An 18,077-nucleotide genomic window follows, 5' to 3' on the forward strand; every position below is an offset into this window, starting at 1 on the left:
GCCAAATCGCGGGGGCGTGATCTCCGTCTCGCCGGTCCGTCGCCCGCTCCGGAGGGAGCGGGCGACGGTGGCGACGTGCTGGTCAGCTGCCGGTCAGCAGGCCGATGGCCGGCCAGCTGCCGGGTGGTCAGCTGGTGGGCGAAGGCGTGGCCTCGGGCGTCGCGGTGGAAGCTGGAGCCGGAGTTGCCTCGGGAGCGGCAACCGGAATCTTGCCCTCCGCATCCACCGCCCTTTGGAGGGCAGCTGCAATGCGCTTCTGCGCTTCACCATAGGCTGCGAAGTCACCGGCTGACAATGCGGCCTGGCCTGCCTGGATGGCAGCGTTTGCCTCGTCCAGCGCTGCCCTCAGCTCGGCCTTGGCATCTGCGCCCGCCGGGGTGGCCGGAGCCGCCGGATCCGCGGGCGTCTGGCCGTTGTTGTCGGAGTCACCGGCAGCAGCCCCCGAGTCGCCGCCGAAGAGCTGCTTAAGCGCTTCGTCGAGGGTTGGGGCGAAGCCGACCTTGTCACCAAAGGCCACAAGGACACGCTGCAGCGTCGGGTAGGACGTCTCACCGGTGGACTTGAGGTAAACCGGCTGGACGTAAAGGATGCCGCCGCCCACCGGAAGTGTGAGCAGGTTGCCGTTCAGCACGTCTGAAGCACCTTGGCGGAGCAGGTTCAGGGCCTGCGAAACGGTGGGGTCAGAGTTGAACTTGTTCTGTGCCTGGCCCGGCCCGGGAACCTGGATCTCCGGCGGGATCTGCAGCAGCCGCAGCTTGCCATAGCTCTCAGCTCTAACACCCGCCTGGTTGCCGGCGTCGGAGTCAGCTGCGAGGAAGCCGTAGAGAACGTTGCGGGCGTTGCCGTTGACGATCTGCGGAATGAACGATGACGTCAGCTGGAAGGCCGGCTTCTCCTGGTCCGGCATCTGCAGGGACATGTAGAACGGCGGTTGCTTGACGTCGGTGTCCACTGTGGGATCCGCGGGGACACTCCAGGCGTCGTTGGTCTTGTAGAAGCTGGACGGATCCGTGACGTGGTACTCCCCCAGCAGCTGGCGCTGGACCTTGAACAGGTCCTCCGGGTACCGGACGTGGCTCATGACATCGCCGGACATTTCCGAGAACGGTTTCAGCGACGTGGGGAAGACCTTCTGCCAGGACTTCAGCAGCGGATCCTGGTCGTCCCAGGCGTACAGGGTGACTGACCCGTCGTAGGCATCAACCGTGGCCTTCACCGAGTTGCGGATGTAGTTGACCGTGCTGTTGGGCAGGGCGACCGCACGCCCGGACGTGGTCTGGGAGTCAGCAGTGGCGTCCGACAATTGCTCCTGCTGGGAGTACGGGTAGTACTGGCTGGTGGTGTAGCCGTCCACGATCCACTTGACCCGGCCGTCCACCACGGCCGGGTAAGCGTTGCCGTCAACCGTCAGGTATGGGGCAACCTTCTCCACGCGTTCACGGGGGTTGCGTTCGTACAGGATCTGCGACTCCGGGTTAACACCGTCCGACAGCAGCAGATCGGAGGACTGGAACTTGATGGAGTACAGCACCCTGTTGAAGAACGTGCCGACGTTGGGCCCGCCGTTGCCTTCGAAGGTGTACTGGGTCTCCCCCTCGCCTGACGGCCTGTCCTGCTCGCGGGCCGGGGCACCGTCCGGTGCACCAACAATGGAATAGTCCGGCGAGGACTCGCCGAAGTAGATCCGGGGCTGGTAGCTCGAGTCATCGCCGAGGACGCCGGTTGAGGGAATGCCCGACTGGAGGAACTCCGGCTTGCCGTCGACTGTGAACTTGTTGCCCTTGGCCGCCACCACACCGTAGCCGTGGGTGTACACAACGTGCTGGTTGAGCCAGCCCTGCTGGTTGGTTGCCACGTTGGTGGGGTTCAGCTCCCGGACAGCGATCACGGTGTCCTGGATTTTGCCGTCCACTTCGTAGCGGTCCACGTTCAGCGCTTCCGGGAACTGGTAATAGGGGCGGTACTGCTCCAGCTGGGAGAACGCGTCAGAGATCAGGTTCGGGTCCAGCAGGCGGATGTTGGCGGTCGTCTGGGCATCCGGCGCCAGCGCTCCTGTAGTGGCCGTGTTGGTGGCGTCGTACCGGTCAACTTGAATTTTATCCAGGCCATAGGCGGCACGGGTGTTTTCAATGTTGCGCTGGATAAATTCCTTTTCCAGCGTCTCTTCGGAGGGGCGCACCTGGAACTGCTGGATCACCCAGGGATAGACGCCGCCGGCCAGGATGGAGGTAATGACCAGCATTGCGGTTCCGATGACGGGCAGGCGCCAGCGGCCGATCACCGCAGCCACAACGAACAAAACGGCAACCAGCAGAGCTGCCACGGCGAGGATCGCCTTCGTGGGGATGACCGCGTTGACGTCCGTGTACAGGGCACCAGCCCAGCGTCCGTTGTTGCCCTGCACTGCAGAGTAGCGGTCCAGCCAGAAGTTGATGCCCAGCAGCACCAGGAAAGCGGCGCCGGTGACGGCGATGTGGATCTGCGCCGCGCGGCTGGTGAAGACCCCCCGCTCCATGAGCCGGATGCTGCCGTAGAGGTAGTGCGTCAGGATGCCTGCGATACCGGCGATCACCACCACGCTGATCAGGAAACCGGTAACGAAACCGAGGAACGGCAGCGTCATGAGGTAGAAGCTGATGTCCAGGCCGAACTCCGGGTCCTGTTTGCCGAACTGTTCCTGGTTGAAGAACAGGAGGACCTTCTGCCACTGGCTCGCCGCGGCGCTGCCGGCAAAAAGGCCGAAGAGGACGGGCAGGCCCACCATGACTACCCGGCGGACGGGTTCGAGCTGCGCCTGGTAGCGGTTGAGGTTGTCGCGGATTTCGGAGTCGGGGGCGTACACCGGCCGGGACTGGTAGGCGATCCGGATGGCGAAGAAGACAGCAAGGAACAACACCGCGAAGCCGGCGGCGAAGATCGCGATCCGGGCCAGGTTCTCGGTAACGAACACTTCGATGAAGCCAAGCTGCCGGTACCAGAGGACATCGGTCCAAACATTGGCAAAGAAGATGAAGCCCACTACCACCAGGGCGACAACGATCAGGGTGGGCGTCAACGCCCCGCGTCTTGAAGGGGGTTTACCTGTGGACATGGTGCTGGCGGGACGGGACAAACTCGGTACCTCATAGCTGGTCGTCAGTTATTCGAAACGTGCGTGCGAGCGACGTACGTACCGGTCAAACGCTGGTTTCGTCCGTCTTAAGTGCCACGAGTGGCGGTAAAGCTTAGTTCCTGCCCAGTCTAGTTCGTCGTGCAGCCCGGAAGGCCGGATGTGTCCCCGCCGGAACCGGCAAGCTCGACGGCGCGGCGGGCCTCCGCAAGGCTCTCCACCTTGACCGCTTGCAGGCCGTCAGGAACATGGCCCACCACGTCACCGCAGTTGGCAGCCGGGGCGAGGAACAGGGTGGCTCCTGCTGCCCTTGCGCCCTGCATCTTCTGAGCGATGCCGCCGATGGGCCCCACCACGCCGTCGGGGGTGATGGTGCCGGTACCCGCTACATGTTTTCCTCCGGTGAGGTCTCCGGGAGTGACGGTGTCGATGATGCCGAGGGAAAACATCAGTCCCGCGCTGGGCCCGCCCACTTTGTCCAGCGAGATCTCCACGTTGAAGGGGAAGGTGAACAGGTATTTGAGCATCACACCGAGAATAAACCGCCCCGCACCGTTGTCCTTCGGGGTGATCTCCTGCGTGACCTGCCGGCCGGCGCGTTCCACCACCACTGTGGCGGGGGCACCCTTTCCTGCCGCCAGTTCCTGCTGTATAACAGCGAGGGACGTGATGTCCTTGCCGTTGATGGTTTTGAGGATGTCGCCGGGCTCAATTTTTCCGGCCGCGGCAGAGCCCTCGGAAAGATCTGCAGCCTGGAGCTGCTGCCCGAAAGGAATCTCCAGTTCCTTAAGGGCGGACGCCACAGCGTTCTCCTGGGACGTGGCCATGGCGACCGAGCTCTGTTCCTCGGCCTCTTCCTTGCTGGTCCCGGTGGGGTAGATCAACTCCTGCGGGTACACCGCCTTGGACGGGTCGAGCCAAGCGGAGAAAACGCCCATGATGCTCACCGGGCTGCTGGGACCGCCGCTCACGTACACAGTAGTCAGGTCAAGGTTGCCCGCTGCAGGATAGGTCCCCCGGCCGGTGACAGTGATGACCGGTCTGCCCTGGCTCTGGCCCAGGGTGTTGTACGCCGGGCCGGGTGTTTCGACGACGTACGGCACCGGCAGGGTGCCCACAGCGAGTCCGAGCACCAGGGCGCTTACTCCGGCCACCATCATGGCCGAAACCTTTTTGTCCCGGCGCTCCTGTCCGCCCGGAACCGCTGCCGTTCCAGCTTCCGGGGTACCTGCCGGCGCGCCGGTTTCAAAGCCCTCTGACACCCCGTGCCAGGGGCGGGAGGAAAGTTCGGCGGCGTGGTCCTCTGAGGGGTTGCCGCCACGGGTCGTAGTCACTGAACCAACACTACCGGTGCCCGCCGTGCGGAGTTCTTTGCCGACAGCGAACGGCAACCTGGTGCGGCAGACAGCCGACCACCACCGGGGTACCGTGAAGGTTGATCAACAGTCACACCGACGATCGGCGGGATCATGACCTCCAACCCACTTAATCCGTCCAACGGCGACGACACCCCCAAGGACCCGTTGACAGAGATGCTGCAAAACCTGATGGGCGGCCAGGGGATGGAAAACTTCGACCCTGCCGAACTGGCCAAGGCGGCCGGCCTGCCCAACGACCCCAACCTGCTGGCCCAGATGTTTTCCCAGGTGCAGGCCATGATGAGCGCACCGTCCGAAGGACCGGTGAACTGGAAGCTGGCCCACGAGAACGCCAGGCGGGTCGCAGCCGGCAGCGCTGACCCGTCAGTCAACCCCCAGCAGTCCCGCGAAGTGGACGAAGCCCTCCGGCTCGCCGAACTGTGGCTCGACCCTGTCACCGATCTTCCCGCCACCGGCCTGATCGGGCGCGCTTGGTCACGGGCGGAGTGGGTCGAAGCCACCCTCGGCACCTGGAAGAGACTGACGGAGCCGGTGGCGAACAGCATCGCCAATGCACTGTCATCGGCGATGACCGAGCAGATGCCCGAAGAAATGAAGTCCATGATGGGCGGGGCCTCGTCGATGCTCCAGAACATGGGCGGTGCGATCTTCGGTATGCAGTTGGGGCAGGCAATCGGCGCCCTCTCCACCGACGTCGTGAGCTCCACCGACATCGGTGTTCCCCTCGCAGACCTGGAGATGGCCCTGCTGCCCACCAACGTCGCTGCCTTCGGCGAAGGGCTTTCGCTGCCTGAGAACGATATCCGGCTTTTCCTGGCTGTCCGGGAAGCTGCCCACGCCCGCCTCTTTGTCCAGGTTCCCTGGCTGCGTGGCCACCTGCTGGGCGCCATCGAGGCCTACGCCCGAGGAATCCACATTGATACTTCCCGCATAGAGGAATTGGCCCGGGACCTTGATCCCAGCAATCCGGAGGGTATCCAGGAAGCCCTTTCCCAGGGCGTGTTCATGCCCCAGCGGACGCCCGCCCAGGACCAGGCCCTGGAAAAGCTGGAAACAGCGCTCGCACTGGTGGAGGGCTGGGTGGATGAACTCACTGCCGCGGCCACGGAGAAGGTCCTGCCATCCGCAAGCGCCCTGCGGGAAACAGTCCGCCGGCGCCGTGCCACGGGTGGCCCGGCAGAGCACGCCTTCGCCTCTTTGGTGGGACTCGAACTTCGTCCCCGCCGCCTGCGGGATGCGGCCACGCTGTGGGCAACGCTGAAGGAAGAACGCGGCGTTGAAGGCCGTGACGCCATCTGGCACCACCCCGACCTGCTGCCCACTGCCGAGGACCTGGACGATCCCCGTGGCTTCAGCGGACGCCGGAAACTCGCTGAAGCCAGCGACACTGAGGTGGACGATGCCCTGCAGAAGCTGCTGAGCGGTGGCTTTGACGACGCTCCTTCCAGCGGAGCCGAAGAAGCCGACGGCGGGCAGGACGGCAAGCTTGCCGATGGCACGGATACCAACGGGACGGGCGCCGGCAGCCAGGAGGACGGACAGGACGGGCCCGGCGGCGGGCCCAAGAGCTAAGGACTAGTCGGCGTCGTCCGCCCAGTGCTCCTGCCCTGGACGGGTGACGCCGGTAGCGTCCCCTGCTTTACTGCCGGGCAGGCCGCGGGCCATGGCGAAGGACACTCCTTCCAAAAAGGCCTTCGCCCGTGCAGTCTCCGGGTAAGCCTCCAGCAGCTTCCAAAACGCGGCGTTGTGCCCGGCCACCAGGAGGTGTGCGAGCTCATGGAGCAGTACGTAGTCGATGACCCACTGCGGCATGGGACGCAGCTTGTCCGAGAGGCGGATGGTGCCGTCCGCAGGGGTGGCCGAACCCCATCTCGAGTTCTGGTTACCGACCCAGCGTACCGACGCCGGCACGGCCTTTCCGCCGAGGTACCTTTCCGAGAGCTGGGCTGCGTGGGCGGCCAGGGCGGCGTCTGAGGCGGGACGCCTCCTGGCGGAAGCTGAGCGCCGGTCCCCCTGCCGGTGCAGTTTGGCCAGCATCCGGTGAACCCATTCCTTCTCCTGGGCTGCCGTGAACCGCGCCGGGATGGCGACCACGGCGGTTCCGTTTTCCCAGAACGCCGCAACCGTGCGGGTGCGGCGGGCGGAACGGCGGACCTCAACGGGAGCACCGCCCTCCGTGGTGATCACAGGGACGTGCTTTCCACCAGGACCCGCAGGACATCTTCCCCGTAGCGTTCCAGCTTTGACGGTCCGACTCCCGCCAGCGTCGCAAGTTCCTCCAGCGACGCCGGCCGGGCCTCCGCGATGGCGGTGAGTGTTGCATCCGTAAACACCACGAACGCGGGTACATCGGCAGCGAGCGCCACCTCGCGCCGCCAGGTTCTCAGGGCGTCGAAGGTCTGTTCCTCATAGCTTGGCGGGCAGGCACTGCACCGCCCCACCTTCCGTTCGGCTCCGGTGGTCAGCATGCTGCCGCAAACCCGGCATACAGCCGGGGCGGCAGCCTTGCGGCGGGGAGCCGGTCCTTTGCCCCTGATGTTTGAGCCGGCCACGGAATCCGGGCGCAGGCCGTCCAGGAACCTGGACGGTTTGCGGTTGGCGCGGCCGCCGGGAGTCCTGGCCGTGGACCAGGACAGAGACAGGTGTTCCCGCGCGCGGGTGATTCCGACGTAGAGGAGCCGCCGTTCCTCGTCCACCGATTCGGGCGAGTCGGCGAAGGAGATGGGCATCAGTCCTTCGCTGAGCCCCACCAGGAACACGGCGTCCCATTCCAGGCCCTTGGCCGCGTGCAGGGAAGCAAGGGTGACGCCCTGCATCGTGGGTGCATGCTGGGCCAGTGAACGTTCCTGAAGCTCGTTGACAAATTCAGCAAGGCCAAACTCCGGCCCCCGGCTCTTGACGAGTTCATCGGCGAGGGCAACCAGCGCCGCAAGGGATTCCCAGCGTTCCCGGAGCGCACCGCCGCTGTGGGGGGCGGCATCCGTGTAGCCAAGGGAAGCCACGATGTCACGGACCAGCTGGCCCAGCGGTTCCGGCGATTCGGCGGAAATTGCCCGGGTGGCTGCCCGCAGCTGCAGGATGGCATCGCGTACTTCCTTGCGGGCAAAGAAGCGCTCGCCGCCGCGCAGCTGGTAACCAATGCCGGCGGCAGCAAGCGCCTGTTCGTAAGCTTCGGACTGGCCGTTGGTGCGGAACAGGACAGCCACCTCGCTGGCCGGAGTGCCGGCGTCGAGCAGTGCCTTGATCTTCTGCGCCACCGTGGCGGCTTCCGCTTCATCGTCCGTGCACTCCGTGAACTGGGGCGCCGGCCCGGACGGCCGCTGCGCCACCAGCTGGAGCGGCGCGGCCCAGGCCGCGTCGGCAACGGCTCCTCCGCTCCGCCGGCCGGCCAGCAGATCGTTGGCGAGCTTGACCACCTGCGGCGTGGAGCGGTAGTCCCTGACCAGTTTGACCACATTGGCCTGTGGATAGCGGGCCTTGAACTCCAGGAGGTGTTTCGGCGAGGCACCGGTGAACGAGTAAATGGTCTGGCTTGCATCCCCGACGACGCACAGCTCGTCCCTTCCTCCCAGCCACAGCTCAAGGAGCCGCTGCTGCAGCGGTGAAACGTCCTGGTACTCGTCCACAACAAAGTGCCGGTACTGCTCGCGGACGGTGGCGGCGACCTTTTCGTCCTCCTGCAGGATGCCCACGGTAATCAGCAGGACGTCTTCGAAGTCAATGACGTTGCGGTCTGTCTTGACATCCTCATAAGACTGGAAGACCCTCGCGACGGCGGTGAGGTCGAAACCGCCCGGAGCGCCACGGTCCTGCGCGTTTTCCAGGTAATTGGCGGGGGTCAGCATGGATACTTTTGCCCACTCTATTTCCGAGGCAAGGTCCCGGATGGAGGCCCTGTCCGTGCTCAGCCGAAGCCGCCGGGCCGCTTCGGCAAGTATCTGGGCTTTGTGGTCGAGCAGGTTGGGCAGCGTTCCGCCGACAGACTGCGGCCAGAAAAACTGGAGCTGCCGCAGAGCCGCAGCGTGGAAGGTGCGGGCCTGGACGTTGCCTGCGCCAAGGTCCCGCAGCCGGCTGCGCATCTCCGCCGCCGCACGGGCAGTGAAGGTCACGGCCAGCAGCCGCTGGGGGGTGTAAACCCCGGTGTGCACACCGTAGGCGATGCGGTGCGTGATGGCGCGGGTCTTGCCGGTCCCGGCACCGGCAAGGACACACAAGGGACCCTTGAGCGTGCTCGCCACCTCGCGCTGTTCCGCGTCCAGCCCGCCAAGAATGCGGTCCTCCACGGAAGCTGCACTGTCAAAAATATCTGTAGTCACTCTTGCTGCTTTTTCGTCTCGACTACCGCGTGCTGGAGTCTGGTGGATAACTAAAGTTTCAGGAACCTGACAGGTCCTGAATACGTCCGCCGAACCAGTGCTCTATCAGGGAGCGGGCAATCGATAACCGGCTGGAGATGGTGATCTCACCGGCGAGCACGGCGTCCTGGAGTTCCTCGCGGCTGAACCAGCGCGCCCTGGTGACCTCCACGCCGTCGGGCGTTGCCTCTGCGTCTTCAGTGACGGCGGTAAATCCAAGCATAAGGGAGGCCGGGAACGGCCAGGACTGCGAGCCAAGATACTGGCACGCGGTAACCCGCACTCCCACTTCCTCGTGGATCTCCCGGACCACCGCCTGTTCCAGCGACTCCCCGGGCTCCACGAACCCCGCCAGGGTCGAATAATTTGTGGCAGCAGGGTCTCCGCCGCCGCCGAGGAGCAGGCGGCCGTCCGGGCCCACTACGGTGACGATGATGGCGGGATCGGTGCGGGGGTAGTGCTCCGAGGAATCAACCGGGCAGCGCCGTACCCATCCCCCGGCCTCGACGCCCGTGAGCGAACCGCAGCGCGGGCAATGCGTGTGGGTGGCGTGCCAGTTGGCGATGGCGCTGGCTTCCACGAAGAGTGCGGTCTGCGTTGGGGTCAGTCCGCCGGCAACATCGCGGAACCCTGACCACGCTGCATCCAAAGGGACGCCGGCCGTTCCGGGCTCAACTGTTTCGGGCAGGACGAAGAGCAGCAGCTGGGTACCCGGGGCCAGGTCCGAGTCAGGAAGGGCAGAACCAAGGTATACGGTCAGCCGCGGTGCGGCACCGGCAGCGGCAAGGTCATCACGCAGTGCTCCTGCCTTCGCCATAAACAGTCCGCCGCCCTGGACCAGGCCCTGCCGGCCGGAAATGACCACTGCCATGGTGTCGGTTGCGGCCAGGAGTTCTTCCACCATCCCCGGTTGGGCCCGGGCGACAGATCCGCGGTCGATCAGGGCAGGAGGGACCGGGAGTACCGTTTCCGTCAGGTGGTTCGCCGGCAGCCGGGCTGCCTTTCCCGGTTGGACCGGTGTCACAGACTCCGCATGGCTCATGGGTCCACCGTACTGACTGGAACGGACAATTGATATTCAGGGGCACGTCGCACCCACGGGGCCCGCATGCCTACCCTGTTTTGGACTATCTGAAGACTCGCCGTCCTTGGACCGGTGTCTTGGACTGGACGCAATCTACCGTGGAACGGTGAGAAGAAAACCGATTGAACTGGCAGCCGTTGCAACCGCGGCAGTCCCCGGACTGACCCCGACGGCCGTTAGCTCTGCCCCGGACGACCCCGCGGACTTCGACTCTGCCCTCCTTCTCGATTCCGAGGGCAAGCGGTGGCGGGTCCGCTCGCCGCGCCACGCCGAGGCAAGCGCCCGGCTGGAGACGGAATTCCTCGTGCTGCGGGCGTTCGCCCCGGGCATCCGCGCCGAGCTGCCTTTCCTTATGCCCACCGTTGCCGGCAGTGTACGGCTGGGAACCTTGAGCACGTTCGTCTACTCGCACCTGGCCGGCAGCACGCGCAGCGTCGAGGAATTGACCGCTGGCCCGGATGCCCTTGCCCGCGAAATTGGCGTTGCCCTTGCCGCCATCCATGACCTGCCCCGTTCGCTGGTCAGCAACGCCGACCTGCCCAGCTACACGCCAAACGAGTTCCGGCAGCGCCGGCTGAATGAACTTGACCAGGCTGCAACCACCGGGAAAATCCCCCCGGCCCTGCTGCTCCGCTGGGAGCACGCGATGGAAGACGTCTCGTTGTGGCGCTTCAACCCCAGTGTGGTGCACGGCGACCTTCACGAAGATAACCTCCTGGTGGAAGGCCAGCGGGTGACTGCCGTGACCGGGTGGACCGATCTGCGGATCGGCGATCCTGCCGACGATTTCGCCTGGCTTGTAGCCTCTAACGAGCAGGACTTCGTGGACGCGGTGCTGGGTGCCTATACTGCCGGGCGCCGCGACACGCCGGACAACCACCTCCTGCGGCGGGCAGCACTGTCCGCCGAGTTCGCCCTTGCCCAGTACCTGGTGAAGGGAATCGCGTCGGATGACCCCGGCATGGTTTCCGAAGCAGAGGAAATGCTTCGCAGCCTTGCCCGGGACATCGAAGAGTACGGCGGGCAGCCTATCAGCGTGGAGCCACAGCCGGCCCCGGGGACTCCGGCTACGGGCAGTGTGCCCGCAGTGGGCAACGTGCCCGCAGCTGCCGGCGTGCCGGTCATGCGGGCAGCCGACGCCGGCACTGCCGTTGCGGTGCCTTCCGTCACAGTAGTCCCGCTGCCCGTCCAGGCCCCCGCCCAGCCGGCGGTTCACGTCACCGCCATCCCGGCGGAGCCCGCGGCCAAGACCGGCAAAGAGGCCGCTGACGCAGACAAGGCGCAGAGCGGCAGCCGGGCGGAGAACAAACCTCAGCCCAAGGCGGAGGAGAGGAAAGTAGTGGACGACACCTCCACCGCCGCCATCTCCATTGTCGACGTCACGAGGACCTAAGGGCAGCGGCCACGATGTCCTCGAGCTCTGCGGCTGTTCCAAGATCGTGGGGGCGCACCACCTCATTGTCCGCGACGTAGAAAAAGGCTGCCCGTACTTCCTGTAAAGGCACTGCCTTCAGCCGGGCCCAGGCCAGGCGGTACACGGCAAGCTGCACGGCCTTGGTCCTCAGCTGCGCAGCGGACGGCCGCCGTCCGGTCTTCCAGTCCACCAGGTCCCACCGGCCGTCGGCATCCTGGAAGACGGCGTCGATGCGGCCGCGTACGACCACGCCGCCCACGCGGGTTTCGACAGGAACCTCCACAAAGGCCGGCGACCGGTCGGCCCAGGGTGACGCCTTGAAGGTGGCCACCATGGCGTCAAGGTCGTAGGCAGCATCGATGTGGTCATCGGAGCCTGGAGCTTCGCCGAGGTCCAGCATTCCGGCGGTACCGAAATACTCCTCCACCCATGCATGGAATGCGGTGCCCTTCCGGGCCGACATGCCCGGTTCCCGTGGTACAGGCCTGCGGAGCCTGCCAAGGACTGCGGCGGGGTCCTCCCGGAGTTCCACCAGGGTAGACGCGGAAATGTGGCCGGGCAGGTGTACGTCCCTGCCGGCATTCCTCCTGGCGCGGCGTTCCAGCAGCAGCGCCGCTTCGCGGGCCCATCCCCGGGCCACGCCGGTCAGCTCCTTGCCGGGCTCAGGCTCAGCTGCGGGTACTTCCGGTTGGCCCGGTACGGGCGATTCCCCGTGCGCGTTTCCCAGGGCGGCAAGAACATTGGCGGCAGCTGCTTCCATGGCTTCGCGCCGTCCGCGCGAAAGACGCAGCCGCTCGCCGGTGCAAGGATCCACGGGCCCCTCCAGGGGGTCGTACGGCCAAACGGCAACTTCGGCCTCAAGGGTCAGGGGGCTTTCCTCCGGAAGGGAAGCTTCCTTGAGTGACCTGGGATGGACTGTCGCAGCCGCGCGGGGCAAAACCCCTGTTACCGTTGTGAGTTTCTCGAGCTCGGTAAGAAACGGTGACATGTGCGCACGCCCTGCCCTTGCGCCGACCCATGCAGGGCTGGATGCCCAGAGGACATGCTTGGCCCTGGTGTAGGCGACGTAGGCGAGGCGGCGTTCTTCTGACTCCCCGTGGGCCTGCACGTCCGCTTTGAAGTCTTTTTCCGCGTCCAGCCAGCCTTTTTGGTCCGGCTGGTCCAGGTCCCACTGGGGAAGGTCGGCGCGGTCACCCCGGAGCGGCCAGGGCAGTGCCGCCGAACCGCTGCTCCAGCGGGAATCCCTGTCACTGGGAAAGGCCCCCGCATTGAGTCCGGGGACAAAGACCACATCCCATTCGAGGCCTTTGGATGCATGGACCGTCAGGAGTTGCACGGCCTCCCGGTTGACGTCGGCGGCCGGCGCGTCCAAGCCGTTTTCCTCCACAGCTGCAGCTTCCAGCCAGGACAGGAACGCGAGGATATCCACGCGCTGTGACGTCCGCAGGAAGCCTGCCGCAGCGTCCTGGAAGGCATCTAGGTTGCGGCGGGCCTGGTGGATGCTGATGCCCGGCCGCGCTGCCACTTCAATGTCCAGCAGCATGGCCCGCTCAACTTCACCCAGCAGGGTGGTGAGGTCGTCACCGAGGTAGCTTCGAAGCTGCCGCAGCTCCAATGACAGCCGCGCAAGCCTGCCGCGGGCGCCAGCGCTAAGGGACCGGCCATTGGCAGAAACCCAGCCCTCCCGGGGCAACCAGTCCAGGGCCTCCACCAGGCTGGCCCCGTCAGTCAGATCGCTTTCGACGACAGTTCCGCCGGCTTCATCCGACGGCTCGTCAGGTGTTTTTTCGGCAGCCTGCCCGCGACGGCGCGCCAGTTGGCTGGACCAGTCGCGCAGCGCCATCAGGTCTGCGGGCCCGATGCGCCAACGGGCACCGGCCAGGAGGCGCATCAGCGAATCGGAGCGCCCAGGGTCGGCCAGCACACGCAGGGTGGCCACAAGGTCCACGATCTCTGGAGTATCCAGGAGCCCGCCCAGCCCGACAATTTCATAGGGAATTCCCCTGGCCTCAAACTGCCGCCGGACAGTTTCCATCTGCGCGCGGCGGCGGCAGAGGACGGCAATGGCCGGCGGTACGGGCGTGCCGTCGGTTTTGAGCTCGAAGTCCGTTACCCGGTACTTGAGAACGTCATCAGCCAGCGCGCACGCTTCATCAACATCTGTCCCGAAGCGCCCCAACACCACTGTTCCCTCAACTGCATGCGGGCTCGGCTGCAGCGGAGGCACATCCGCTGCAGCCCGCCCTCCCCCGCCCGCCGGTCCCCGCTGGGCTTCCGCCTTCCCAAGGGACTCCGACATGACATTGGCTACCGCGAGGATGGAGCGGCCGTTCCGCCAGGCCGTTGTCAGGTAGGAGGTGGGGGCAGGAGCCCACTGCCCGGCCTCCGCTGGACCATTGCGGACAGGGAATGCACGGACGAAGTGGAAGAGTTGACCGGCCGAGGCCCCGCGGAAGCCATAGATTGACTGGTTGGGGTCGCCCACTGCGGTCACCGCGTGCCCTCCGCCGAAAAGCCGGGAGAACAGCACCAGCTGGGCGTAGGAGGTGTCCTGGAACTCATCGAGCAGCACCACCTTGTACCGCTGCCGTTCCATGGTGGCGGCCAAGGGGACATCCTGCGCCACCTTCGCCGCGAGGGCCACCAGGTCTCCGAAGTCAAGGGCGCCCCGCGCCCGCTTGGCTGCCGCGTACCGGCCTACCATGTCCGCTACGCTCGCTCGGGTCCGGAGCATCCCGGCGAGCTCGGCCGCCGCCTGGGGCGGGTTTTTCTTTTTGCCCTCCTGATACGGCAGGGACTCAAATTCGGACAGCCGAGCCATCAGCCATGCTTCCACGTCCTCAGGCTCCTGAAGGTGCTCCGCGCATTCTCCGGCAAGCTGGATGACAGCCTTCACCAGGGTGGATTTGGCAGAACGGAAGTGCGCGTATTCGCCGTCGTAGGCTTCCACCACTTCAGTGGCCAGCTGCCAGGCCTGGGCGCCGCCGAGGAGGACCACGTCCCGCTCCACGCCCAGCCGGAGTCCGTAATCTGAAACAATGCCGCTGGCAAAGGAGTGGTAGGTGGAAACTTTAGGCTCGAGGGACTCACTGGTGGCCACGTCCTTCGGGAACAGCCGGTGCCCCGTGTCCTGCCCGGCCAGCCGCTGGAGGGCCGCCAGCTTGGCCCGGATGCGGGACGCGAGCTCGCCGGCTGCCTTCCGGGTGAATGTCACCCCGAGAACTTCCTCAGGCCTGACCCAGCCGTTGGCCACCAGCCAGACCACGCGGTCCGCCATGGTGGCGGTTTTGCCGGACCCTGCACCCGCGATGACCAGCCGCGGCGTCAGCGGTGAACTGATAATGGCTGACTGTTCCGGCGTGGGGACGTTCTTCTCGCCCAGCAGGAAAGAGAGCTTTTCCGGCGTGAAGCGCGGTTCCGGCGCCCCGGCGGAGACTGTTGTCCCGCTCATTCCGTTACTTGCCTTCCCCGTACACACAGCGGGCACACTTCAGGTAGCCGGCAGCCATGGCCGCCGTGGCTGCCCTTTGATGGATCGTGCCGTGCCATAAATTCGCTGCCGCCCATCACTGCAGCTGCCTCCTTCACCATGTCCATTGCCCAGTTGTCCTTCGGGTCGAGTGCCTCCTGCTGCTGGATGCCGGGGTTTTTTGCGCCTGTACCAAGCTGGGCGAGTATCGCACCACCCGGGACCGCAGGGGTACCTCCTTCAGCGTTGTCATTGAAAGCCCCGGCAAGGACCGCGGCCTGGTAGGAGCCAAGCTGGGGATGCGTGCCAAGTTCGGTTTTGCCCGGCTGGCGTTTTCCTGTCTTGAGATCCACGATGACCAGCCTGCCCTCGCTGTCGATTTCCAGCCGGTCCACCTGTCCGCGGAGGACGGCTGCACGGGGCGCACCGTGGTCAACAGCTACATCGGGGAGCTTCACCTCAAAGTCCTGCTCCACCCCCAGCAGGCTCCGGCCTTCGCTCCTCATGACCAGCACGTACTGGGCCAGCTTGCGTACCATCGCTTCGGCCCGCTGGAAATCAAGCCTTCCTTCCCAGTTGTCCTTCATCCCCAGCGCAGGCCAGCGCCGCACGAGTTCGGCTACGTATTCTGCTCCTGACGCCTCAGGTAATTCCTGGGCGATGCTGTGAACCAAAGTGCCCAGGCTCCTGGCGAAATCGGTGGCCGCTTCACCGCCGGCTGCCTGCACAAACCAGTCGAGCGGCGACTTGTGGACGGTCTCCACTTTCGACGGCGACACAAATACTGTCCCGCCGGGGGGAACCACGGCATCGGAAGAGGTCAACTGTGGCAGCCCCCACCAGCTTCCGGGGTGCGCGCCGGCCACGGGAGGCTCGACAGCAGCAAGCCGCGCGAGGACGCGCACCGCTTCCGCCGCCTCAGCAGCATGCCGGCCGTCCAGTTGGGCATACTGCCGGAGTTCGGCAACCAGAGCGCGCAAGGTCAAGGGGCGCTCCACCGGTGTGTAGGACCGGGCGTGCTGATCCGGATGAAGGGGTGAAACATAATCCAGGAAGGAGGACGGCTGATCGTCCTCCGAGGAGACGGCAGTGCAGATCAGAAGTTCACGTGCCCGTGACACCGCCGTCGAGAAGCTCCGCAGTTCGTCGTACCGGATGTCCCGCAACCGGCTCAGCGGATCCCGCTGCAGCGCGTAACCTGCTCCGTGTTCAAAGGCGTCTGCGTACAGGGTGCTGCCCAGCAACTCGCCGCGGAGCCGCGTGTTCGGCCACACACCTTCCTGGAGTCCGGGCACCAGCACCACAGGCCATTCCCGCCCTGCCGCACTTGCCGGAGTCATCAATTCCACGGCGTCCTCCAGCTGGGCCCGGGCGGCCAGGGTGTCCATGGGAAGTTCCTGGTTGAGCAGGTACTCAAGGAACTGCTCCGGACCGGCGCCGGGCATCTGGTCCACGTAACGCTCAGCCGTGTGGAAGAGCGCCATCATCGCATCGAGATCCCGGTCGGCCCGGGCGCCGTGCGGCCCGCCGGCCAGCGCCGTTTCCGTCCAGGCAGCCGAGAGGCCGGTTGCGTTCCAGAGCGCCCACAGTACAGACTCAGCGTTGGCCCCGGGCTCGAAGGCAGCTTTCCGTCCAGCCTGGATCATCCCTGCTGTGCGTCGCGCCGCGCGGCCTTCCATGCCGAGGGAAGAGAGCGCTCCCGGTTCCAGCAGGGCTTCGACGAGAAGGTCGTCGCTGGTGCGTCCTCCTCCGCCCAGGAGCTCCTCCCGCCTCAGCGACTGCCGGAGCCGCCGCAGCTCGATGGACGTGGCACCGCCGATACGGGACGTCAAAAGGGATACAGCTGTTTCCGGGGTCAGCAACGCCGGATCCAGCGCGACGGCGAACGCGTCGAGCAGGGGGCGAACCGCCACTTCGTCCCGGACGGCCGATTCGGCCACGGGCACCCGGACCGGGATCCCCTGCCCGGACAGGTAACGCTGCAGCTCGCTGACCTGCGCGCCGTTGCGCACAATGACTGCGATGCCGGCCAGGTCCCTGCCATGGTTGATGTGCTGGTCCAAAATGCGCTGTGCCACATAACGCAGTTCGTGAACCGGTGACGGCATCAGGTGCGCTTCGACCGTGCCCTGCTCCCGGTCCCCCGCCGGCTGCTCCAGTTGGCGTGCCAGCTGGCCGCCTGCCCGCTGGGAGATGCGGCCGGCAACCCCCAGCCATGCGTCTGCCAATACCCGGCCGTGCCGGTGTGCATAGCGCAGCGGCCGCTCCAGGACCGGGGCACCCGGCGACAACAGCTGCGGCAGTTCGGCCACAAGGTCGGGGCGAGCCCCGCGGAAACCCTGGACTACGGTGTCCGGGGAAAAGGATACGAAGCAATCCTTCCTGCGGGCTATGTCAGCCAGAAGCTCAAAGACAGCCGGGTTTGCCTCCTGCACGTCATCGACGATGACCACCTGCAGCCGCTCGCGCTCGGCTTCCAGGAATTCTGGAACGTCCTGGAAGATCTGGCGCACAGCGGTGATGATCCCGGCCGGATCAAAAGCCTCAGGCATACGCAGGTCCAGGACGTCCCGGTACTCTGCATACAGCCCCGCGGCGGCAATCCAGTCAGGCCGGCCGCACTGCCGGCCCAGGTCAGCAAGGTCAGCGGCCGTCAGCCCGGACTCGATAACGCGATCGAACAGTTGCCGTACTTCCTGGCGGAAACCGCGCGTCTCCAGCGCTCCTGCGAGATCCTCCGGCCACGGCAGCTCCAGCCCGGGCAGGCGGTGGCCTTCAAGGAGTTCCTTGATGATGAGGTCCTGCTCCGGACCGGAAAGGAGGCGTGGCGGCCTTGGCAGGGGCAGCACGCCTTCGGCCTTGGCACGCCGGAGGACATCGAAGGCGTAGGACGCCCAGGTGCGGGCGGGGGTGGTGCTCAGGCTTCTGTCCAGACGGGCGGTGAACCGGTCCCGCAGCGAGTCCGCCGCCAGCCTCGAGGGAGCCAAGATGAGCATGCGTTCAGGGTCCACTCCGTCCCGAAAAACGCGGGTGACCGCGGCTTCGACCAGGACCGTTGTTTTTCCCGTTCCCGGTGCCCCTGGAACCAGGACAGGCCCGGAGCCCTGTGCCACGTCAACAGCTGCCTGCTGATCCGACGACAGCAGCGGGGCGTCGGCATGAAAGTGCCGTGGCGGCAGCAGTCTGAGGCCCGGAAAGCCGGACTGGGCAGGGAGCCCGGTCCCGGCGTCGGGCATGGCTTCTGTTGCTGAAGCAAACCCTGCTTCA

General features: G+C 65.8%; 9 protein-coding genes and 1 pseudogene. 2 read left to right on the forward strand and 8 right to left on the reverse strand.

Going from position 1 to position 18,077, the window contains the following annotated elements:
* Positions 1–127 precede the first annotated feature (127 nt).
* On the reverse strand, positions 128–3,091 hold the full coding sequence (locus AC5RTE_RS12880) for a UPF0182 family membrane protein (RefSeq protein ID WP_494042023.1): 2,964 nt from the start codon (positions 3,089–3,091) through the stop codon (positions 128–130).
* 149 nt (positions 3,092–3,240) lie between these two features.
* Positions 3,241–4,269 carry a YlbL family protein gene (locus AC5RTE_RS12885; protein ID WP_494042024.1) on the reverse strand — a complete coding sequence of 343 codons (1,029 nt, stop codon included), beginning with the start codon at positions 4,267–4,269 and terminating at the stop codon, positions 3,241–3,243.
* A 309-nt stretch (positions 4,270–4,578) separates the two neighbouring features.
* Between AC5RTE_RS12885 and AC5RTE_RS12890 the strand changes: the two genes are divergently transcribed.
* Positions 4,579–6,060, forward strand: a complete 1,482-nt coding sequence (locus AC5RTE_RS12890) for a zinc-dependent metalloprotease (protein WP_494041799.1) — start codon at positions 4,579–4,581, stop codon at positions 6,058–6,060.
* A 3-nt stretch (positions 6,061–6,063) separates the two neighbouring features.
* Here the strand turns inward: AC5RTE_RS12890 and AC5RTE_RS12895 are convergent, their stop codons facing one another.
* The 3 genes from AC5RTE_RS12895 to nudC are packed head-to-tail and all read right to left on the reverse strand — an operon-like array spanning position 6,064 to position 9,885.
* The gene (locus AC5RTE_RS12895; RefSeq protein WP_494041800.1) at positions 6,064–6,675 is read right to left on the reverse strand and encodes a M48 metallopeptidase family protein; all 612 of its coding nucleotides are present in this window, start codon (positions 6,673–6,675) and stop codon (positions 6,064–6,066) included.
* Positions 6,672–8,804: an ATP-dependent DNA helicase UvrD2 gene (locus AC5RTE_RS12900; protein WP_494041801.1), complete on the reverse strand. Its 2,133-nt coding sequence runs from the start codon at positions 8,802–8,804 to the stop codon at positions 6,672–6,674. The genes AC5RTE_RS12895 and AC5RTE_RS12900 overlap by 4 nt, the downstream gene beginning before the upstream one ends.
* Positions 8,805–8,862: 58 nt before the next feature.
* On the reverse strand, positions 8,863–9,885 hold the full coding sequence (nudC, locus tag AC5RTE_RS12905) for an NAD(+) diphosphatase (protein WP_494041802.1): 1,023 nt from the start codon (positions 9,883–9,885) through the stop codon (positions 8,863–8,865).
* 148 nt (positions 9,886–10,033) lie between these two features.
* Here nudC and AC5RTE_RS12910 point away from each other — a divergent pair, with 148 nt between their 5' ends.
* Positions 10,034–11,320: a macrolide 2'-phosphotransferase gene (locus AC5RTE_RS12910; protein ID WP_494041803.1), complete on the forward strand. Its 1,287-nt coding sequence runs from the start codon at positions 10,034–10,036 to the stop codon at positions 11,318–11,320.
* Here the strand turns inward: AC5RTE_RS12910 and AC5RTE_RS12915 are convergent.
* The 3 genes and pseudogenes from AC5RTE_RS12915 to AC5RTE_RS12925 all read right to left on the reverse strand — a co-directional run bounded on the left by AC5RTE_RS12915 (position 11,307) and on the right by AC5RTE_RS12925 (position 18,046).
* Entirely contained in the window at positions 11,307–13,640 is a 2,334-nt protein-coding gene (locus AC5RTE_RS12915) for a 3'-5' exonuclease (RefSeq protein ID WP_494042025.1), read from the reverse strand. The genes AC5RTE_RS12910 and AC5RTE_RS12915 overlap by 14 nt on opposite strands.
* A 168-nt stretch (positions 13,641–13,808) precedes the next feature.
* Positions 13,809–14,792: pseudogene (locus AC5RTE_RS12920) on the reverse strand (UvrD-helicase domain-containing protein); the annotation flags it as partial.
* On the reverse strand, positions 14,789–18,046 hold the full coding sequence (locus AC5RTE_RS12925; protein ID WP_494042026.1) for an ATP-dependent helicase: 3,258 nt from the start codon (positions 18,044–18,046) through the stop codon (positions 14,789–14,791). The gene AC5RTE_RS12925 and the pseudogene AC5RTE_RS12920, both read right to left, overlap by 4 nt.
* Positions 18,047–18,077: the final 31 nt, after the last annotated feature.

It is taken from the genome of Arthrobacter sp. K41 (assembly GCF_059089645.1).